This is a genomic window from Chitinimonas sp. BJYL2, from assembly GCF_027257935.1.
Taxonomy (GTDB): domain Bacteria; phylum Pseudomonadota; class Gammaproteobacteria; order Burkholderiales; family Chitinimonadaceae; genus Chitinimonas.
The window spans coordinates 141,249-160,665 of the sequence record NZ_JANZKW010000005.1; the positions used below are offsets into that span (position 1 = coordinate 141,249).

Annotated in this window: 26 protein-coding genes; 12 read left to right on the forward strand and 14 right to left on the reverse strand. The window is 63.4% G+C overall.

Translation table 11 applies throughout. The annotated features are described in order from the left end of the window. Nucleotides 1-49: 49 nt before the first annotated feature. The 3 genes from O9X62_RS14655 to O9X62_RS14665 are packed head-to-tail and all read left to right on the forward strand — an operon-like array spanning nt 50 to nt 2,126. Nucleotides 50-394: a hypothetical protein gene (locus O9X62_RS14655; RefSeq protein WP_269533673.1), complete on the forward strand. Its 345-nt coding sequence runs from the start codon at nt 50-52 to the stop codon at nt 392-394. Beyond that, nucleotides 391-1,650 (forward strand): SDR family oxidoreductase, encoded by a 1,260-nt coding sequence (locus O9X62_RS14660; protein ID WP_269533674.1) that lies wholly within the window; start codon nt 391-393, stop codon nt 1,648-1,650. The genes O9X62_RS14655 and O9X62_RS14660 overlap by 4 nt, the downstream gene beginning before the upstream one ends. Nucleotides 1,651-1,652: 2 nt before the next feature. Next, on the forward strand, nt 1,653-2,126 hold the full coding sequence (locus O9X62_RS14665; protein WP_269533675.1) for a DUF2269 domain-containing protein: 474 nt from the start codon (nt 1,653-1,655) through the stop codon (nt 2,124-2,126). An 11-nt stretch (nt 2,127-2,137) separates the two neighbouring features. Here the strand turns inward: O9X62_RS14665 and hemW are convergent, their stop codons facing one another. The 9 genes from hemW to O9X62_RS14710 all read right to left on the reverse strand — a co-directional run bounded on the left by hemW (nt 2,138) and on the right by O9X62_RS14710 (nt 9,023). After that, complete coding sequence (gene hemW, locus O9X62_RS14670; protein ID WP_269533677.1) at nt 2,138-3,355, reverse strand: radical SAM family heme chaperone HemW; 1,218 nt, start codon at nt 3,353-3,355, stop codon at nt 2,138-2,140. A 7-nt stretch (nt 3,356-3,362) separates the two neighbouring features. Continuing rightward, nucleotides 3,363-3,578, reverse strand: a complete 216-nt coding sequence (locus O9X62_RS14675) for a hypothetical protein (RefSeq protein ID WP_269533678.1) — start codon at nt 3,576-3,578, stop codon at nt 3,363-3,365. Beyond that, nucleotides 3,575-4,168: an RdgB/HAM1 family non-canonical purine NTP pyrophosphatase gene (gene rdgB / locus O9X62_RS14680; RefSeq protein ID WP_269533679.1), complete on the reverse strand. Its 594-nt coding sequence runs from the start codon at nt 4,166-4,168 to the stop codon at nt 3,575-3,577. Before rdgB ends, O9X62_RS14675 begins: the two co-directional genes overlap by 4 nt. Then, nucleotides 4,165-4,665 (reverse strand): hypothetical protein, encoded by a 501-nt coding sequence (locus O9X62_RS14685; protein WP_269533680.1) that lies wholly within the window; start codon nt 4,663-4,665, stop codon nt 4,165-4,167. The genes rdgB and O9X62_RS14685 overlap by 4 nt, the downstream gene beginning before the upstream one ends. Continuing rightward, nucleotides 4,665-5,291, reverse strand: a complete 627-nt coding sequence (locus O9X62_RS14690; protein ID WP_269533682.1) for a TIGR02281 family clan AA aspartic protease — start codon at nt 5,289-5,291, stop codon at nt 4,665-4,667. Before O9X62_RS14690 ends, O9X62_RS14685 begins: the two co-directional genes overlap by 1 nt. Nucleotides 5,292-5,295: 4 nt before the next feature. Continuing rightward, nucleotides 5,296-6,294 (reverse strand): tRNA dihydrouridine(20/20a) synthase DusA, encoded by a 999-nt coding sequence (dusA, locus tag O9X62_RS14695; protein WP_269533683.1) that lies wholly within the window; start codon nt 6,292-6,294, stop codon nt 5,296-5,298. A 2-nt stretch (nt 6,295-6,296) separates the two neighbouring features. Further along, complete coding sequence (rph, locus tag O9X62_RS14700) at nt 6,297-7,013, reverse strand: ribonuclease PH (protein WP_269533684.1); 717 nt, start codon at nt 7,011-7,013, stop codon at nt 6,297-6,299. Nucleotides 7,014-7,131: 118 nt separating this feature from the next. Then, nucleotides 7,132-8,049, reverse strand: a complete 918-nt coding sequence (locus tag O9X62_RS14705) for a PP2C family serine/threonine-protein phosphatase (RefSeq protein ID WP_269533685.1) — start codon at nt 8,047-8,049, stop codon at nt 7,132-7,134. After that, on the reverse strand, nt 8,046-9,023 hold the full coding sequence (locus O9X62_RS14710; RefSeq protein WP_269533686.1) for a serine/threonine-protein kinase: 978 nt from the start codon (nt 9,021-9,023) through the stop codon (nt 8,046-8,048). The genes O9X62_RS14705 and O9X62_RS14710 overlap by 4 nt, the downstream gene beginning before the upstream one ends. 180 nt (nt 9,024-9,203) lie before the next feature. On the opposite strand from O9X62_RS14710, the gene O9X62_RS14715 reads away from it, so the two are divergent. The 9 genes from O9X62_RS14715 (at nt 9,204) to trmB (ending at nt 15,865) form a co-directional block, all read left to right on the forward strand. After that, the gene (locus tag O9X62_RS14715; RefSeq protein WP_269533687.1) at nt 9,204-10,070 is read left to right on the forward strand and encodes a YicC/YloC family endoribonuclease; all 867 of its coding nucleotides are present in this window, start codon (nt 9,204-9,206) and stop codon (nt 10,068-10,070) included. A gap of 76 nt (nt 10,071-10,146) precedes the next feature. Continuing rightward, entirely contained in the window at nt 10,147-10,764 is a 618-nt protein-coding gene (gene gmk / locus O9X62_RS14720) for a guanylate kinase (protein ID WP_308446489.1), read from the forward strand. A 92-nt stretch (nt 10,765-10,856) separates the two neighbouring features. Beyond that, nucleotides 10,857-11,066 (forward strand): DNA-directed RNA polymerase subunit omega, encoded by a 210-nt coding sequence (gene rpoZ / locus O9X62_RS14725; RefSeq protein WP_269533689.1) that lies wholly within the window; start codon nt 10,857-10,859, stop codon nt 11,064-11,066. A gap of 71 nt (nt 11,067-11,137) precedes the next feature. Next, on the forward strand, nt 11,138-13,306 hold the full coding sequence (locus tag O9X62_RS14730) for a bifunctional (p)ppGpp synthetase/guanosine-3',5'-bis(diphosphate) 3'-pyrophosphohydrolase (protein WP_269533690.1): 2,169 nt from the start codon (nt 11,138-11,140) through the stop codon (nt 13,304-13,306). Between the two features lie 73 nt (nt 13,307-13,379). Further along, entirely contained in the window at nt 13,380-13,583 is a 204-nt protein-coding gene (gene thiS / locus O9X62_RS14735) for a sulfur carrier protein ThiS (protein WP_308446490.1), read from the forward strand. Nucleotides 13,584-13,585: 2 nt separating this feature from the next. After that, nucleotides 13,586-14,056, forward strand: a complete 471-nt coding sequence (locus O9X62_RS14740; RefSeq protein ID WP_269533691.1) for a GNAT family N-acetyltransferase — start codon at nt 13,586-13,588, stop codon at nt 14,054-14,056. After that, complete coding sequence (locus tag O9X62_RS14745; RefSeq protein WP_269533692.1) at nt 14,053-14,835, forward strand: thiazole synthase; 783 nt, start codon at nt 14,053-14,055, stop codon at nt 14,833-14,835. The genes O9X62_RS14740 and O9X62_RS14745 overlap by 4 nt, the downstream gene beginning before the upstream one ends. 34 nt (nt 14,836-14,869) lie before the next feature. After that, complete coding sequence (locus tag O9X62_RS14750) at nt 14,870-15,130, forward strand: hypothetical protein (RefSeq protein WP_269533693.1); 261 nt, start codon at nt 14,870-14,872, stop codon at nt 15,128-15,130. Between the two features lie 57 nt (nt 15,131-15,187). Further along, complete coding sequence (gene trmB, locus O9X62_RS14755; RefSeq protein ID WP_269533694.1) at nt 15,188-15,865, forward strand: tRNA (guanosine(46)-N7)-methyltransferase TrmB; 678 nt, start codon at nt 15,188-15,190, stop codon at nt 15,863-15,865. 73 nt (nt 15,866-15,938) lie between these two features. On the opposite strand, the gene O9X62_RS14760 is transcribed toward trmB, so the two are convergent. From O9X62_RS14760 to wrbA, 5 genes are read right to left on the reverse strand one after another with little or no spacing between them, the layout of a single operon-like run. Further along, the gene (locus O9X62_RS14760; RefSeq protein ID WP_269533695.1) at nt 15,939-16,652 is read right to left on the reverse strand and encodes an SPOR domain-containing protein; all 714 of its coding nucleotides are present in this window, start codon (nt 16,650-16,652) and stop codon (nt 15,939-15,941) included. Nucleotides 16,653-16,656: 4 nt separating this feature from the next. After that, nucleotides 16,657-17,418: a type III pantothenate kinase gene (locus O9X62_RS14765; RefSeq protein ID WP_269533696.1), complete on the reverse strand. Its 762-nt coding sequence runs from the start codon at nt 17,416-17,418 to the stop codon at nt 16,657-16,659. Further along, nucleotides 17,415-18,386: a biotin--[acetyl-CoA-carboxylase] ligase gene (locus O9X62_RS14770; RefSeq protein ID WP_269533697.1), complete on the reverse strand. Its 972-nt coding sequence runs from the start codon at nt 18,384-18,386 to the stop codon at nt 17,415-17,417. Before O9X62_RS14770 ends, O9X62_RS14765 begins: the two co-directional genes overlap by 4 nt. Beyond that, nucleotides 18,383-18,745: a DUF2069 domain-containing protein gene (locus tag O9X62_RS14775; protein WP_269533698.1), complete on the reverse strand. Its 363-nt coding sequence runs from the start codon at nt 18,743-18,745 to the stop codon at nt 18,383-18,385. Before O9X62_RS14775 ends, O9X62_RS14770 begins: the two co-directional genes overlap by 4 nt. 8 nt (nt 18,746-18,753) lie before the next feature. Beyond that, nucleotides 18,754-19,353 carry an NAD(P)H:quinone oxidoreductase gene (gene wrbA / locus O9X62_RS14780; RefSeq protein WP_269533699.1) on the reverse strand — a complete coding sequence of 200 codons (600 nt, stop codon included), beginning with the start codon at nt 19,351-19,353 and terminating at the stop codon, nt 18,754-18,756. Between the last annotated feature and the right edge of the window lie 64 nt (nt 19,354-19,417).

The following is a 19,417-nucleotide window of genomic DNA, read 5'->3' on the forward strand; positions in this document are numbered from 1 at the left end:
TTTTAGCCATTACTTTCTGTTCTTACAGAAATAACCGCAGGAGAATATCATGCATGCCTTGACCGTGTTTGCGATTGAAATCATCGCCTCGCTGCTGCTGAGTCTGCTCGTGGTGGTCTATCTGCGTGATGTGCTGCAGGCACTACTGGCCGAGGCCTGCCCCCGCACCGGCGGCGCCTTCTGGATCAAGATCCTGGCGCTCCTGCAGTTCATGGCACCGCTGATGCTGGTGGTCTGGCGAGCCGACCTGAATCCGCACGCCAATCTGGCCGTCGAACTCAAGCAAGCTTTCCTGTGGATGCTGATCGGTCACTGTGCGGCTCTGCTGGTGCTGGCACGTACAGTCTGGCGGCGCTTGGTCGCGGTATCGCCACTCCCCGGTGCCAGCGCATGAACATCCTGCTCACCGGCGCCAGCGGCCTGATCGGTACCGCCTTGCTGGCGCGGCTGCTGGAACAGGGTCACCGGGTGCGGGCCGTGTGCCGGCACCCGCCAGCCCAGCCCCACCCAAACCTGCAGTGGCGGGCCGTCGACCTGCAGACCCACTGCGCGGTGGCCGATTGGGTACCACTGCTCGATGGCGTCGACTGTGTGATCAACACAGCCGGTCTGTTCACCGAGTCACCAGGGCAATCCTTCGCCGCCCTCCATGTCGCGGCACCGCTGGCGCTGTTTACCGCAGCCAGCGAAGCCGGCATACGCCGCATCCTCCAGGTGTCGGCGCTGGGTGCTGACTCGCACGCCGCTGTGGATTACTGGCGTAGCAAGGGCGAGGCCGACGCCCGCTTGATGGCCCTGCCCGTTGACTGGCTGATCGTACGCCCTTCATTGGTGTACGCCGATCACGGCGCAAGCAGCCAGCTGTTCCGCCAGCTTGCCACCTTGCCCATACTGGCGGTGCCCGCCGGAGCAGGCCCGGTGCAACCGATCCACCTGGATGACCTGATCGCTCTGCTACTCGCGCTTATCGACCCCGCCCAACCCGGCCGGCGGATCATCGATGCGGTGGGCGCAGCGTCTTTACCGCTGGCGGATTACCTGCAAGCCCTACGCAAGGGCATGGGCATGCGACCGGCACGGGTCTGGTCCGTACCCGCTTGGTGTTGCGCGCTCGCCGTCAGACTGGCACCAGCACACAGCCTGCTCAGCCCGCAAAGCCTGCACATGCTGCGCCACGCGCGTGCTGCCAATCCCCAGCCTTGTGCGCAGCTGCTCGCCCGACCGCTGCAGCCCGCCGCCCACTTTGCCCGACCGCACCTGCGCGGCGGCGCCGTGATCGCCACCTGGCAGTGGCTGCTGATCGCCTCGCTGGCCTTTGTATGGTTATGGACGGTCTGGGCATCCTGGCGCTCCAGCCCGATCGGCTTGCAACTGCTGGCAGACGCCGGGCTGCCCGCCGGCTGGCAAGGGCCCGCACTCTACGCCGGCATCGGTCTGGATTTCCTGCTGGGCGTGCTGACACTCACCCACCCGAGCCGACGACTCTGGCAGGTGCAACTGGGCCTCGTGCTCGCCTACACGGTCTATATCAGCCTGACCCTGCCAGACCAGTGGCTGCACCCTTTCGGCCCGATCAGCAAGAACCTGCCTATCCTGGCGCTGCTGGGTGTGCTGATCGCCCTCTCTCCCACCCCCAGCAAGGCACGCTGACGATGGAATATCTCCTGCTCAAGTGGCTGCACATCCTCTCGGCCACCCTCATGGTCGGCACTGGCTTTGGCACGGCTTTCTATCTGTTCGTCACCAACCGCAGCGGCAATGTGCAAGCCATTGCCGTCGTCAGCCGCTGGGTGGTGCGGGCCGACTGGTGGTTCACCACGCCGTCAGTGATCTTCCAGCCGATATCGGGGCTGTGGATGGCGCATCTGGCGGGCTGGCCCACCAGCAGCAGCAGCTGGATCACCGTATCGCTGGCGTTGTATGCACTGGCTGGCGCCTGCTGGCTGCCCGTGGTCTGGCTGCAACTACGCATGCGCGATATGGCCCAGATCGCCGCACGCGATGGCACAGCCCTGCCCGCACGCTACTGGCGTTATGAACGCATCTGGACCGCGCTGGGCTTCCCCGCGTTTGGGGGCTTGATGGTGGTGTACTGGCTGATGGTCAGCAAAGCCACGCTGTACTGAACGCCGCGGCCTCAGCCCAGAAACAGCTGCAACAACTGGTTCTGGTAACGCCGCCCCTGCTCGGTCGGTTTGATCTCGCGGAAGTCGCGCGTGATCAGGCCAAGGCGTTCGGCTTCGTTGAGTGCAGTTTCCATCGTGTTCAGCGGCAAGCCGGTGCGTTCACTGAATAGCGCCACCGGGAAGCCATCGCTCAGGCGTAGCGCGTTGAGCATGAATTCAAACGGCAGCTCAGCCAGGTCGACCGCTTCATCGATCTGCGCGGCGTTACCTTCGGCCACGGCCTTGAGATAGGCCGCCGGCTGCTTGTAGCGCGCCTGACGGATCACCTTGTCGGGAAAGCTCAGCTTGCCGTGCGCGCCGGCACCGATACCCACGTAATCGCCAAACTGCCAGTAATTGACGTTATGCCGCGCACGGTGGCCGGGGCGGGCGTAGGCGCTGGTTTCATAGTGGTCGAAACCGGCGGCGAGCAGGCGAGCCTCGATGGCGTCGTGCATGCTGGCGGCGGTGTCGTCATCGGGCAGTTCGGGCGGGTAGCGGTAGAACCAGGTATTCGGTTCCAGCGTCAGGTGGTAGCAGCTCAGGTGCGTAGGCGCGAAGCTCAGTGCGGTGTCCACATCAGCTAAGGCCTGTTCGATGCTCTGGCCCGGCAGCGCAAACATCAGGTCGAGGTTGAAGGTATCGAAGGTCTCGGCAGCCAGCGCAGCGGCGCGGCGTGCTTCGTCGGCATCGTGGATGCGGCCGATGGCCTTGAGGTGTTCGGCATTGAAGCTCTGGATCCCGATCGACAGCCGGTTGATGCCGGCGGCACGGTAACCCTTGAACTTGTCGGCCTCCACCGTGCCCGGGTTGGCTTCGAGCGTGATCTCGGCATCGGGCAGTAGTTTGACACGCGCGCGGATGCCGGCCAGCAGTGTGTCCATGGCCTCCGGCGAAAACAGGCTGGGTGTGCCGCCACCCATGAAAATCGTGTGGATGGGCCGGCCCCAGAACAGCGGCAGGCTGTGTTCGAGATCGCGCAGCAGCGCTTCCACATAGCCGGCTTCGTCCAGCCCACCCTTGGCTTCGTGCGAGTTGAAATCGCAATAAGGGCATTTGCGCACACACCAGGGGAAATGGATATACAGCGCCAGCGGCGGCAGCGCCGTGAGGCCCCAGTTGCTGCGGCTGACCGGTTGCAAGGCGGGCGTGGGCTTGCCGGCCGGCAGCTGCTGGATCGGGATGCTCATAAGGTACTCAGGGCTTGCCGTAGGGGTTGATCAGCTCGTCCACCATGCGGTGCAGCGCCTCGCGCATCTGCGCTTCGTTCACTTCCATCAACAGGCCATCCTCGAAGGCGTCCTGCGTCATCTGGCGAATCTCGTCGAGATTCTCTTCCATGACCTTGACCTTCTCGAAGCAGCTCACCACGGCGCCGTCGTCCTTGAGCCATTTGGGCCAGGGGCTGCTCATAGTCCGTCTTCCCGCAACTTGGCCAGCAGCGCCGCCAGTGCGCGGCCGCGATGGCTGATGGGGTTCTTCTCGTCAGGCGTCAGCTCGGCCACAGTTTTGCCCAGCGCCGGCACCCAGAAGTGCGGGTCGTAACCGAAGCCTTCGCTGCCGCGCGCCTCGGCAATCACTTCACCATCGAAGCGGCCCTCGGCGATCAGCGGCCGCGGGTCGTCAGCGTGACGGACCAGCACCAGCACGGCGTAATAGAACGCGCGCTTGTCGCTATGTGCCGCCAGATCATGGATCAATTTGGCGTTGTTATTGGCGTCGGACTTGGGTTCGCCCGCATAGCGGGCCGAGTACACGCCCGGTGCGCCACCGAGGACCGGCACGCAGATGCCCGAATCGTCCGCCAGGGCCGGCAGGCCGGTTGCGCGCGCGGCGTGGCGTGCCTTGGCCAGCGCGTTCTCGACAAAGGTCGCGTGCGGCTCGTCCGCCTCGCTCACGCCAAGCTGGCTCTGCGGGATGACTTCGATATCTACCGTGGCCAGCAGGCGGCCGAATTCCTTGAGCTTGCCGGCGTTATTGCTGGCGAGGACGAGTTTTTTCATGGTTGTTCCTGCGTAGAAGCGGAAGACTCGGCGGGGCGCGCCGCCTTTAATGCAGCGGCAAACTCATCGGGCTTGGGCAGGCCGAACCAGCGCACCTCGCCCGAGGTACTGACCACCTTGATGCCGCGATTGAAGCCCGGATTGAAGCTGCCGCCATGGACCTCGCCCTCGGCCAGGGTGCGATAAGGCCGGCGGGGCTGATCCGGCAAGGGCAGTACCTCGGCACTGGCAATCTGGTCCAAGGGTAACGAACCCGTGCGACCCAGATGACCTTGCCCCCAGCGCCAGTACAGTGCGCCTTCGGCCACCCACAGGCGGTAAGCAAAGCGTGGCAGCAGCCACCAGCCCGGCAAGGGCAGGCATAGCAGGTACACCCAGGACCAAGGCTGCCCCAGCCAGCGCTGCACGGCCCAGCCGCCCAGTACCAGCAAGACAACCACGGCCAGGGCCGGCGGCCAGACCGACCACTGGCTCAGGGCGTTGGCGGTTTGCCGCATCAGTATTTTTTCCTCAGTTTCATCCGGTCGCCCTCGTGCTGGACATGCAGCTGACTGAGCACGCTCATGCCCACCAGCGCCACCGCCGGGAAGTTACCGTCTGTGATGACCGCGTCCACGTTGTAGAGCGGAATCCCTTCAATGCGAACCAGATCAACCTTCATACGCCAAGCCTGCCTGACGCCCTGTGCTGTGCTCAGCGTCACGGGCTGGCGGCGATCCGGTTTGATACCCAAGGAGGCCGCGTGCACCGACGATAGCGACAGGAAGGTGGCGCCCGTATCAATCAGGCCGCGCACGCCACCGCCATTGATGCTGACCTGGGCGATGAAATGCCCGCCGCCTGCATCGTAAAGCACGGCCTCGCGCACACTGCCGCCCTCACCACCACCGGGCGCGAAGAAGCTTTGGCCCAGCGCCACCGTCTTTCGCTTGCCAAGAATCTCGAATACGGCCGCATCAGCGCTCACCGAAATCAGCTTCACGCCCTCGCGGCTGCTGCCGACCACCATGGTCACCGGCTTGTCACCAAACGAGACCGAGGCCTTGTTGCCCATGGTGGCCAACAACACCGGTTCGGCCGCGAATAGCGGCAGGCTCATCAGCAGGGCAAGCAAAGTGCGCATGGTGTCAGGCCTGGATCAGATGGCGCGGGTTTTCGACCTCGGCCAGCGCCGCGTCGAGGATGCCGATATCGTTGGCGGCCAGCAGCTTGCTGTCGCTGAGCACTCGCCGCCAGCTCCGCGCACCCGGCTTGCCCTGGTACAGCCCCAGCACGTGGCGGAGGATATGCTTGGGCAGGCTGCGCCCATCCATCATGCGCTCGGCTATGTAGGGCTTGAGCGCCATGGCGACCTCGGCGCGGCTGCGCACCGGGCTGTCGTCACCGTAGTAACGCGCGTCCACTTCGGCGAATTGGTAAGGGTCGTGATATGCCATGCGGCCGATCATCACGCCATCCACATGCGCCAGTTGGGCATCGACCTCATTCCAGTCGGCCAGACCGCCATTGAGGATGATTTCCAGCTGCGGGAAATCGCGCTTGAGGCGGTGCACATAGTCATACTTGAGCGGCGGAATCTCTCGGTTTTCCTTGGGCGAGAGGCCCTTGAGGATGGCATTGCGGGCGTGCACGATGAACACCTCGCAGCCGGCCTCCGCCACCGCGCCGACAAAATCGCGCAGGTATTCGTAATGCTCGATCTCGTTGATGCCGATGCGATGCTTGACCGTGACCGGAATGCTCACCGCATCGCGCATGGCTTTCACGCAATCGGCCACCAGCTGCGGCTCGGCCATCAGGCAGGCGCCGAAGGAGCCGTTTTGGACGCGCTCGCTGGGGCAGCCGACGTTGAGGTTGACCTCGTCATAGCCCCAGTCGGCCGCCAGTTTGGCGCAGGTGGCCAGATCGGTCGGCTCCGACCCGCCGAGCTGCAAGGCGACCGGGTGCTCGCAATCCGAAAAATCCAGAAAACGGCGCTGATCACCATGGATGATCGCCCCCGTCGTCACCATCTCGGTGTACAGCCAGGTATGGCGCGTGATCTGGCGCAGGAAATAGCGGTAGTGCCGATCGGTCCAGTCCAGCATCGGGGCCAGACACACGCGGCGGGAAGGTGAGACGCTCATGCTCAACCCGCCAGAGCGGCTTTCTGGATCGCGACCAACTCATTGATACCTGCCTCGGCCAGCGCCAGCAGCGCATTCATCTCGTCGCGGCTGAACGGCGTGCCCTCGGCCGTGCCTTGCAGCTCCACGAAACCACCCGAGCCGGTCATCACCACATTCATGTCGGTATCGCAGCCACTGTCTTCGATGTAATCGAGATCCAGCACGGTCTGGCCGTTGACGACGCCGACCGACACCGCAGCCACATGCTCACGGATCGGGTTGGCCGCCAGCTTGCCCTCGCGCAGCAGACCGCTGATGGCGTCGTGCAGCGCCACGAACGCGCCGGTAATACTGGCGCAGCGGGTGCCGCCGTCGGCCTGGATCACATCGCAATCAATGGTGATCTGGCGCTCGCCCAGCGCTTTCATATCGACCACGGCGCGCAGGCTGCGGCCGATCAGGCGCTGGATTTCCTGGGTACGGCCGCTCTGCTTGCCGCTGGCGGCTTCGCGCTTCATGCGGCTGTTGGTGGAACGCGGCAACATGCCGTATTCGGCGGTGACCCAGCCTTCGCCCTTGCCCTTGAGAAAGGGCGGTACGCTTTCTTCCACCGAAGCGGTGCAGATGACCTTGGTGTCACCCATCTCGATCAGGACTGAGCCTTCGGCATGACGGGTGAACTGGCGGGTGATGCGGACAGCGCGGAGCTGCTGGGTTTCACGGCCGGAGGGGCGCATGGCGATACCTTTGCAAAATCAAGGCGCTAAGTATACCGCAGGCGTCAAGCAGGGCCGGAGAGTGAGGACACGCCGATCCAGGCGCAGGGTGCATGCACCCTACGATCCAGGTCCAACCCTACTTCGAATACTTGTTGATGGTGTCCTGAATCTCGCGGATCGCAGCCTCGATATCCGACTCGGTGATTTCCTTGCTTTCCTTGAGCGTCTTGTCGGCCGCCAGAGTGCTCAGGCGCAAGGTGATTTCGCCGTCGGCGAGCTTGTTGGTCGAGAGGCTGTCGTTGCTGCTGGCATCGTCGTCCTCGTGCCAGTTGATGGCCACACCGGTCAGGTTATCGCCATGCGCGCCGCCCCGTGATTCGGCCCGGTCCAGCATCTGGGGCAGCGAGTACAGGGCGGGATAGCCGGTCAGCATCTGCGCCAGCTCGTCGCTCTCCATATGGCCCCACAGGCCGTCGGTACACAGCAGTACCGAATCACCGTCGAGCAGCGGCACCTTGCCGCCGGTTTCCACATCGGGCGGGAAAATCGAGCCCAGGCAGTTGTAGATCTTGTTCTTCTCGGGATGGCGCTCGGCCTGCTCCGGGGTGAGCTGACCCAGATCGACCATCTGCTGCACCTTGGAGTGATCGCGCGTGCGGCTCAGCACCTTGCCGGCGCGCACATGGTAGAGCCGCGAATCCCCTACATGCGCCCAGTAACCCAGGCCATCCTGGATGATGGCCGCCACCACGGTGGTGCGTGGTGTTTCCAGCAAGCTGTGGTTGGCCGCGTAGTTGAGGATGGCGTCGTGACACTTGTTGAAGCCATCGGTAAGGAACTGGTGCGGGTTCTGGATGGTGGGGCGAGCCTTCTTCTGGAACAGCTCGGCCATCAGCTCCACGGTGATCTGCGCGGCGACTTCACCATGCAAATGGCCACCCATGCCATCGGCCACCACCATCAGCAGCGAATCGCGGCTGTAGGAGTAGCACATGCGATCCTGGTTGTACTGGCGCGCGCCGCGGCGGGTTTCCTGATAGATGGTGAATTTCATTTTTGCCCTCCCTTGCCGCCAAGGCGAATTTCCATCTTGCCCAGCTGTACCAGTTTGTTCTTGTAGCCCGATAGCACGCCCGGCTTGGGCAGGGGCTCGCTGGCAATCTCTACCAGCGCTTTCTGTACTTCACGCACGCTTTGCGGGCGTTGCAGGTGATCGAGTGCAAGGCACCAGTCCACCAGCTCCAGCAGGCGTGGTGAATAGCGCCCGGCCCAGAGTTTCTTCACGGACTGGTATTTGTCCTCGCGCTGTCGCGCATCCGCCGCCTGCGGTGCCATGCCGCTCATGCAGGCAAAGATGCTGGCCCCCACCGCGTAGATATCGCTCCACGGGCCGAGCTTGTCGCGATCGCCATACTGCTCGGGCGAGGCAAAGCCCGGCGTGTACATGGGCGTGAAGTTCTTGATCGAGGGAGACAGCGCATCCCGCGCGGAACCGAAGTCCAGCAGCACCGGGCTGCCATCGCGGCGGATATAGATATTGGCCGGCTTGATATCGAGATGCAGCATCTTGTGCAGATGCACTTCGCGCAGACCATTGAGCAGGTGAGCAAACACGTAAAGGATCATGTTCTCCTTCACGCCGCCATCGGTGAGCTGGATTTCCTTCTGCAGGGTACGGCCGCGCTCGTACTCCATCACCATGTAAACGGTATCGTTAGCGCGGAAGAAATTGACCACGCGAACGATATTGGGATGGCGGATCTGCGCCAGCGTCTTGCCTTCTTCGAAGAAGCATTTCATGCCATGTCGGAACAAGGCCATGTTCTCGGCCGAAGTGGCCATGACCTTGTCGCCTTCGTTGCGCAGCACCAGCGCATTAGGCAAGTACTCCTTGATCGCAACCGGCTGATCGGCCTCGTCATGCGCGAGGTAAACGATGGAAAAGCCGCCCGCCGACAATTGCTTGACGACAGTGTAGTTGAGCAGTTGATAGCCCCGTGCGAGGGGTTGGTTGCTGGGCGGCGGCATCAGGGCGCTTGGCGCGGTGTGTTAAGATTCTTGGACTGCCAATGGCCAAAGCACGGCTTATGACATTTGGCTGGTCTGTGGCGCATTGTGGTTTTGCCGTGCCACAAAGTCAAAGCGATGCCATGCCGGCTGTGGTGTTCAGCCCCCTGGATGCCCGCCCACCTCACCCGGAGCCCCCGAATGATCCTGAGCATGACCGGCTATGCCGTTGCCAACCGCGAACTGGCCGGCGGCCTCCTGAGTGTGGAACTGCGCGCCGTCAATCACCGCTTTCTTGATCTGACGCTACGCATGCCGGACGAGTTGCGCGTGCTCGAAAACCAGCTGCGCGAACGGCTCGCCGGGCGCGTATCGCGCGGCAAGCTTGAGTGCCGGATCGGCTTCTCCACCCGAGCCGAAACCCAGCCCAAGCTGCAGCTCAACACCATTCTGCTGCAACAACTGCTGGTGCTGACCCACGAGGCCCGCGCCATTGCACCGCAGGCGGGCGAGCTGCGCATGGGTGAGCTGCTGCGCTGGCCCGGCGTGCTGATTACCGACTCGGTCAGCCCGGATGCCCTGCAAGCCACGGCTATGGAGCTGCTCGATATCGCGCTCGACGATTTCACCGCCACGCGTGGCCGCGAAGGTGAAAAGCTGGCCGCCTCGATGATCGAACGTCTCGACAAGATCGACGCCATCGTCGCCGAGGTGCAGCCCCGCCTGCCCGCCATCGTGGCGGCCTACGATGACAAGATCAAACAGCGCCTGATCGATGCGCTGGGCTCACTGGATGACGACCGGGTACGTCAGGAAGTCGCCCTGTTTGCACAGAAGATCGATATCGCCGAAGAAATCACCCGCCTCGGCACCCATACCAAGGAAGTGCGCCGCATCCTCAAGCAGGGCGGTGCCGTGGGCAAGCGGCTGGACTTCCTGATGCAGGAGCTGCACCGCGAAGCCAACACCCTGGGCGCCAAATCGGCCGCCAGCGAAACCTCGCAGGCTTCGCTGGAACTCAAGGTCCTGATCGAGCAGATGCGCGAACAGGTGCAGAACATCGAGTAATCTGCCTCAAGGCGGCTGAATGCCCTTGACCATTGTGATAACCTGAACAGCAGTGCGAACCGACGGGATGATCCCCATGAGCAAAGGCAAGCTTTTCATCGTTGCGGGCCCCTCGGGCGCGGGCAAGGCCACCCTTGTACGCGCACTGCTGGCCGCCGACTCGAACGTGCAGCTGTCGATCTCGTTCACCACGCGTGCCCCACGCGAAGGTGAAGCAGACGGCCGCGACTACCATTTTGTCAGCCGCGAGACCTTTCTCGCCATGGTGGATCACGGCGACTTCCTTGAGCACGCCGAAGTACATGGCAATCTCTACGGCACCTCGCAAACCTGGATCAACGAGGTCATCGCCAAGGGCCAGGACATCCTGCTGGAGATCGACGTGCAAGGCGCCCAACAGGTCCGTCGCCACTTCGCGGAGGCGGTCGGCATCTTCATCCTGCCACCGAGCGCCGAAGTGCTGGAGCAGCGCCTGCGCAACCGCGGTACCGAGAGCGAAGAGGCCATCCTGCGCCGGCTGGCCAATGCACGCGAAGAGATCAGCCATGTCGGCGAGTTCAATTACGTGATCATCAATGAACACATCGATCAGGCCGTGCGCGACATCATCGGCATCGTCCGTGCCGAGCGCTGCCACTTTGCCTCTCAGGCCGTGCGCCACAACGCCCTGATCAACGCCCTGCAGAAGGGTTAGCACGGCGACCCGCCGTCACCGAACGCCTCACCGAACACCATTCAGTACCACGGCCGGCAACAGTCGGCCGGATATCACCGGAGTAAAGCATCATGGCCCGTATTACCGTTGAAGATTGTCTGGATCGCATCCAGAACCGTTTTGACCTGACCCTGTCGGCTGCCTACCGCGCCCGCCAGATCGCCAACGGCTCCACGCCGCTGGTAGATGAAGTGGGCCGTGACAAGCCCACCGTGCTGGCCCTGCGCGAGATCGCCGCCGGCAAGATCGGCATCGAAATCCTGCAACGCACCCGCAGCTGATTGCGCGGGGCAGCAGGCAAAGCGGGCCCCTGGCCCGCTTTTTTGCCTCTTGCCCACCCGGATTGCCCACCATGGTCGAAGCCGCCGACCTGCCCGTACCCGAAGCCTACGCCCAGCAAGTGGCGCGGGATGCGAACATCCTGCTCGCCAAGGCCTCTGCTTACCTCAAGGCCGAGGATATCCCCCTGCTGGAGGCAGCATTCCGCTTCAGCGCCGAATGCCACCAGACCCAGTTCCGCCAGAGCGGTGAGCCCTATATCACCCACCCGTTGGCCGTAGCCGACATCCTGGCCGACCACCATCTCGACACCCAGGCGCTGATGGCCGCCTTCCTCCACGACACGATGGAGGACACCGGCGTTACCAAGCTCGAACTCAGCGACCGCTTCGGCAAGCATGTGGCCGAACTGGTCGACGGCCTCTCCAAGCTCGAAAAGCTGGAATTCCAGAGCAAGGAAGAAGCGCAGGCAGAGAACTTCCGCAAGATGCTGATGGCCATGGCGCGCGACGTACGCGTCATCCTCGTGAAGCTGGCCGACCGTCTGCACAATATGCGCACGCTCGATGCCGTGCGGGAAGACAAGCAAAAGCGTATCGCCGCCGAAACGCTGGAAATCTACGCGCCCATCGCCAACCGCATCGGCCTGCATGCCATCTACCAGGAGCTGGAAGACTGGGGCTTCCGCTACCTGCACCCCAAGCGCTACGAGGTGCTCAACAAGGCGCTCAAGTCGGCGCGCGGCAACCGCCGTGAGGTGGTCGGCAAGATACTCGATGCGATCAAGCAGAAACTCGCGGACGCCAAGATCAACGCCACCGTATATGGCCGCGAAAAGCACCTCGCCAGCATCCACAAAAAGATGCACGAAAAGCATCTGAGCTTTTCCGAAGTGCTCGATATCTACGGCTTCCGCGTGATTGTGGACGATGTCTCCACCTGCTATCTGGCACTGGGGGCACTGCACGGGCTGTACAAGCCGCGTCCCGGCGCCTTCAAGGATTACATCGCCATCCCCAAGCCCAACGGCTACCAGAGTCTGCACACGGCACTGACCGGCCCCTACGGCACCCCGATCGAGGTACAGATCCGCACTCACGACATGCACAAGGTGGCGCAAGCCGGCGTGGCATCGCACTGGATGTACAAGTCCGGCGACGAAAGCTTTGGCGATGTGCAGCAAAAGACCCACCAGTGGCTGCAATCGCTGCTGGAAATCCAGTCCATGTCAGGGGATTCGGTCGAGTTTCTTGAACACATCAAGGTCGATCTCTTCCCCGGTGAAGTCTATGTCTTCACCCCCAAGGGCAAGATCCTCACCCTGCCCCAAGGCGCCACCACGGTGGACTTTGCCTATGCCGTCCACTCGGATGTCGGCAACCGCTGCATCGCCGCCCGCATCAATTACGACCTGATGCCGCTGCGCACGGTGCTCAAGACCGGCGATCAGGTCGAGATCATCACCGCCACCACGGCACGGCCCAATCCGAACTGGCTCAACTTTGTCGTCACCGGCAAGGCACGCTCGCATATCCGCCACTTCCTCAAAACCATGCGGTATGAGGAAGCCGTGCATCTGGGTGAGCGCCTGCTGGCTCAGGCCGCTCGCGCCCTCATGAACCAGTCCACCGATCTGCCCGAGGAAGCCTGGGATCGCTACCTGCGCGAGAACGCGCCCAGCAAGCGCGAGGAAATCCTCGCCGATATCGGCCTGGGCAAGCGTCTGGGGCTGGTAGTGGCGCAACGCCTGCTGACGCTGGCCGGCCTGTTTGCCGTGGGCGAGGCCAAGTCCGGCCCTATCCTGATTCGTGGCACCGAAGGCGTGGCGGTACAGTTCGCGCGCTGCTGCAACCCGATACCGGGCGACCCCATCATCGGCCTGATCAAACAAGGCCAGGGTCTGGTCATCCATACCCACGACTGCCCGCAGGTCAGCGGGCGCGGTTATAAGCTCGACCCTGACAAGCTGCTCGAAGTCGAGTGGGACGTCCCCGCCGGCAAGCTGTTCGATGTGCAGATCAAGGTACTGGCCATGCATGAGCGCGGCGTACTGGCCCAGATTGCCGCCGCCATCTCCGAAGCCGCCGCCAATATCGAGAACGTACGCATGGATAACGAGGCCGACCGCTACACCGAGATCAGCTTTACCGTTCAGGTCGAAAACCGTCAGCATCTGGCCAAAGTGATGCAATCACTGCGCAGCCTGGAAAGCGTGGTCCGCATCAACCGGCTCAAATCCTGATCCCGTCCTGATCTGCCGCGACATCCGCCGCAACGTTGTAAAATCCCGCCTGTTCCCTCGTTTACCCACCCCGATGATTACCCTCAGCATCAATGGCGAAGCCCGCCAGCTCCCTGCCGGCCTGCCGCTGGATCAGCTTGTGATCGAGCTGGGTCATGCTGGTCGCCGAATCGCGATTGAGCGCAATGGCGAGATCGTGCCCAAGAGCCAGTACGCCGCGACCCACTTGGCCGAGGGCGACAAACTGGAAATCGTGGTCGCAGTGGGCGGGGGCTGAACGTGGTCGACACCACCCTGCATAGCCGCCGCGCCACGCTGGCCGATGTGCCGCTGCTGGCCGAACTCAACCAGCAGTTCAATCACGACGAAGGCCACGGCACCATCGCCAGCCTGAAGCAACTACAAGCCCGCCTGCACGACTGGCTGGCCAGTGGCGAATACGCTGCCGTCCTGTTCGACCACCAGGGTCAGACCGTCGCCTACGCGCTCTATCGCGAGCAGGCCGCCTCCATCAATCTGCGCCAGTTCTTTGTGGCCGGCGATCGCCGCCGCCACGGCCTCGGCCGCCGCGCGCTGGCCCTGCTGTTCAGCGACTACTGGCCAGCCGACAAGCGCCTCAGTGTGGACGTCCCCACCCGCAATGAGCGCGCACTGGCCTTCTGGCGCTCGGTCGGCTTCCTCGATTACTGCACTACCCTGATCATGGCGCCCAAACAGCGCCCCAACCCGGAACAGCGGACCTCCCCATGACGACCTCCCTCACCATTGCCGGTATTGAGTACGGCTCGCGCCTGCTGGTTGGCACCGGCAAGTACAAGGATTTCACCGAAACCCGTGCCGCCATTGATGCCTCCGGCGCCGAGATCGTCACCGTGGCCATCCGCCGCGTGAACCTGGGTCAGGACCCGAACGTACCGAGCCTGCTCGATTACCTGCCGGCCAGCGAATTCACCTACCTGCCCAACACCGCCGGCTGCTATAGCGCCGACGACGCGGTGCGCACCCTGCGTCTGGCGCGCGAGCTGCTCGATGGCCACAAGCTGGTAAAGCTGGAAGTCCTGGGCGACCCGCACACGCTCTACCCGAACGTGATCGAAACCCTCAAAGCCGCCGAAACGCTGGTCAAGGATGGTTTCGATGTGATGGTTTATACGTCCGACGATCCCATCGTCGCCAAGCAGCTCGAAGACATCGGCTGCTGCGCCATCATGCCGCTGGCCAGCCTGATCGGCTCCGGCATGGGCATTCTCAATCCGTGGAACCTCAAGCTCATCATCGACCAGAGCAAGGTACCGGTCATCGTGGACGCCGGCGTCGGCACGGCCTCGGATGCCGCCATCGCCATGGAACTGGGTTGCGACGGCGTATTGATGAACACCGCGATTGCCGCCGCACAAGACCCAATCCGCATGGCCCGCGCCATGAAGCTGGGCGTGGAAGCAGGCCGCGAAGCCTTCCTGGCCGGCCGCATGCCGCGCAAGCTGTATGCCGGTGCGCCAAGTTCGCCCACGGGCGGCATGATCGGCTAAGGCCATGCTGTACTTGGCGTTGGTAATGCTCGGCATGGCCAAACTTGACCAGCATCTGGATCGTCGCTTGGATGCACCGCTGATAGTGGCCATTTTCAGTGCCGGGCAGTTGTTCCTGAAGGGACACCTGCTCGCTGGCCTGCTCGCCGCACCGCTGGCTAGCATGCTTGCCTATGGTCTGTTCCACTTGCTGCGGATATGGGGTGACAGCCTCCTGGCTTGGTTATTTACCCTAATGGTTGGCAGCTTGCTCAGCGCCGCATTGATTACACTGTTCATCCGCCTGCTGATCTAGATCCCGGTCTGTTGATTGCTGACCTCGAAGACTCGCAGCACATTGAAAGAATCACCCATGGAAAACCCCATCCATCGCCATATCCGCAGCTTCGTGCTGCGCCAGGGCCATTTCTCCGAAGCGCAGACCCGCGCCATGGAAGAGGGTGCGCCGCGTTGGGGCATTGAGTACCGGCACGAAATATTGAACCTGGACACCGCTTTCGGTCGCAGCGCACCCAAGGTGCTGGAGATCGGCTTCGGCATGGGTGGGGCTACATCCGAGATAGCGGCGGCGAGGCCGGATACGGATTTTCTCGGCATCGAGGTACATGGCCCCGGCGTGGGCAATATGTACAAGCTGATCGAGGAAAAGCAGCTCAGCAATATCCGCGTGATTCGTCACGATGCGGTCGAGGTGCTCTCGCACATGATTGCCGATGGCTCACTGGACGGCTTCCATCTGTACTTCCCCGACCCCTGGCCCAAGAAGCGCCATCACAAGCGCCGCCTGGTGCAGCCCGACTTCCTGGCCGGCATTGTGCGCAAGCTCAAGCCCGGTGCTTACATCCATATGGCCACCGACTGGGAAGACTACGCGGTGCAGATGCTGGAGGTGCTGTCGGCCAATCCGGATCTGCAGAACACCGCCGAGGGCTACGCACCGCGCCCCGAGTGGCGGCCGCTGACCAAGTTCGAGCAGCGCGGCCTGAATCTGGGCCATGGCGTGTGGGACCTGATGTTTACCCGCCGCTGAGAACCGGCGACTAGAAAACAAAACGGCGCACTTGGCGCCGTTTTTGTTGGGTTGCGCCCACGGGGGGGCCGTATCAGCAATCAACCGCGGTCACCGAGCTTCCCTTGAATCCGGTTGCAGCCTTGCTCAGAGCGGCCTTGGCCGATGCGGGCACCTGACGGATCTGCACGATCTTGCCCTGTGTGTCACCACGCTCACGGACAATCGCCGAGCGTACACCCTTGCCGCGAATCACGTCGAGTCGCCGCTTGGCGGCCTCCTCGCTGGAAAAGAGTCCGAGTGAAATCGCATGATTCCAGCGGCTGCCATCGTTGACCACGAAGAAGTCCTCCACGCCCAAGGCTTTGAGCTCATCGGCCTTCTTCTGGGCGTCGGCCAGATTGGGGCGCTGCGGGATAAACACCCAGTAACGTTTGGGACTATCCGGTTCCGCAGCCTGCACCTTGATTTCACCACCGAGCTTGAGTGCCGCCAGCTGTTTTCGCACATTGGGCAGGTCTTCGGGCAACACACCGCGCCAATCAAAGCAGGCCAATGCGGGCGGCGTCGCGGCGGCGTCCACGGGGATCTCGTCCGGCACCGGGGTATCGGGGAATGCGTCCTCGGTGCCGGGCGGTGTCAGCTCCGGCGTGGTCGCCACCTTGGGCGGCGCCGGAACGACGATCCGGACCTGCTCGGCCTTGACGAGGCGGGATTGCCAGTCCACCGGCGGCGGGGGCTCTACCAGCCGGGTGTAGCCAAAGAACAGCAGATTGGCGAGGATCAGCAGCAGAAATAACCACTTCATGGATTCAGGCGTCCTGTTCGGGCATGTCGCCGGCGCCAAGCTGCGCCAGACCATCCAGCACCAGATTATCAACGGCGATCAAGGGCACGGCCAGTGCTGCTTGCAATTGGGGCGCCAAGACGTCGGCGTCGCCACCGGACAACAATACGGTGGCGGTGCGACCGGTGCGCTGCGACAGGCGCTGCTGCATCTGCAGGATGGCGCCGGTCAGCGCCAGCAGGGCGCCATTCACGATGGCCTCACCCGTGGATCGGGGAAAGTCGACGGCGTCGCCCTCGGGCAAACCCAGATCTGCCGTGCCTTGGGCCAGGGCGGCTCGCATGAGACGAAAACCGGGGACGATGATGCCACCAAGAAAATCCCCCTCGCGGCTCAGCGCATCCACAGTCATGGCGGTACCGGCCATGACGACGACCGTATCGCCAGTGTGATGGCGACGCGCACCCAGCAGGGCCGCCCACCGATCGGCGCCCAAGCGGGCTGGTTCGCGGTAATGGTTACGCAGGCCGCCTTGCTCTGCAGCCGCTTGCAACCAGACGATGGGCAGCGGGGCGAGCAAAGCGGCCAATGCCGCTGCGCGCGCAGGCCCGGCAACATTGCAGCCCACCGCCTTGGCCGGTGCCGGCAAGGCGGCCAATCCGGCCTGCCAAGCGGACAGATCGGCGTAATCCGCCACCCCCTGATGCAAACGGACAGCGCCCTGCTGGAGTGCCCATTTGAGGCGGGTGTTGCCCGCATCGAGCAGCAAGGTGGCGGCGCCGCTCATGCCACCCGCCTCAGGCTCACTTCACCGGCATGCACCCGGCGCTCGCCCCCGGCACACGCAAAGCGCAGCGCACCATCCGGCGCCACCCCCAATGCCACGCCGTCGATTACCTCGCCATTCGTTTGCAGCAATCGTGCCGGGCCACCCTGCATCAGGTGCCGGCGCTCCCACTCATCAACCAGCGGGGCAAACCCCTGGGCTTCAAAGGCCGGCAGGGTCCGCGCCAGCTCGGCCAGCACGGCCGCCAGCAGGCGATTACGCCCCCCCGAGTAACCCAGCAAGGTCAGTGATTGGGCTGGTTGGTCCAGCGAGGCACGCACCGCCTCGGACAAACGCAGGTTCAGGCCTATGCCGATCACCACTGCGGACGGCCCCTCAGACTCCCCCGACAATTCAATCAGGATGCCACCCAGCTTGTCGCCCTGAAGGGTCACGATATCGTTGGGCCACTTGAGGCGTGCATCCGCCACACCCAAGCCTTCCAGCGCTCGTGCGACGGCTAGTCCCACAGCCAGACTGAGCCCTGACAGATCGGCCACACCCAGGTTGAAGCGCCATAGCAGGGAGAACATCAGTGCATCACCCAACTCCCCCTGCCAGCGCCGGCCACGGCGGCCGCGCCCCTGGGTCTGCCGCTCCGCGGCGTACACCAGCCCGCTGGGCGCCCCGTGCTGGGCCGCCTTGAGCAAGGCCGAATTGGTGGAATCGATTTCGGTGTGGACCTGCAGATCGAAATAGCACGCTGCCCCACCCAGCGCCTGCGCCACCGTGGCCTCATCCAGCCAGTCGATCGCGCGCTCCAGCCGATAGCCACGGCCTTTCACCGTCTGGATGGCCGCCCCCTGCTCCGCGGCCGCGCCCAAGGCCAGCGACACACTGGCGCGCGAGATGCCTAGCTCGGCCGCCAGCTCGGTACCAGAGCGAAAGCGGCTGGCGTCGAGCAGTTTGAGCAGCGGGAACGGGTTCATGCGGGCTGGGCGGGTTGACGCGTAAGGCGGGAAAACACCACCGTACCCACGAACACCAGCACGGAGAGAATGATTTCCAGCACCGCCAGATAACGGATCGTGCCCACATCGCTCCAGGCCCGCATCACGCCCTCGATAAACCAGGCCAGCACGAACATACTGAGCCATTGGTAGGTGTAGCGGCGGCCACGCAACACGCCGGGCAGTGGCAGCAGCAAGGGCAAGCCCTTGATCCACAAAAGCGAACCCGGCCGCAACGGGGCAAGCCAGGCTTCCCACAGGATGCACAGGGCAATCAGGGCCAGCAGGCTGGCCACCGTGAGATCACGGCTCAGGCGGATCAGGTTTTGTGTGTTCATTGCGGCATTCACAGGGGTTTGGCCAGCTTGAGTGCGGTTTCGGCAAGGCGCTTGCCCAAGGCGATCGCCAAGGCTTTCTCATGTTCGTCGACCGGGCGACGGCCATCGTGGCCGGCATGGTGACTGGCGCCATAGGGCGTACCACCGCCCTGGGTCAGCGTCAGGCCCGGTTCACTGTAGGGAATGCCGACCAGCGTCATGCCGTGGTGCAACAGCGGTAGCATCATGGTCAACAGGGTCGCTTCATTGCCGCCGTGCAGGCTGCTGGTGGAGGTGAAGACGGCAGCCGGTTTGCCCGCCAGTGTCCCCGCCAGCCAGTCACGGCTGGTGCCATCGAGAAAATACTTGAGCGGTGCCGCCATATTGCCGAAGCGCGTCGGGCTACCCAAGGCGAGACCGATGCATTCGTGCAGGTCCGTCAGTTCCACATAGGGCGCGCCATCATCAGGCACGGCCGGCGCGGTGGCTTCCGTCACCGTGGACACGGCCGGCACGGTGCGTAAGCGCGCCTGGCAGCCCGGCACGGATTCAATGCCGCGAGCGATCAGTTGGGCCAGCTCACGGGTGGCGCCGTGACGCGAGTAATACAGGACGAGCAGATCAGCCATGCGTCAGGTCTCTCTGGGACGGTGCGCTATTATAGGGGCCCCGGCACGATACAGCGCAGCGCTG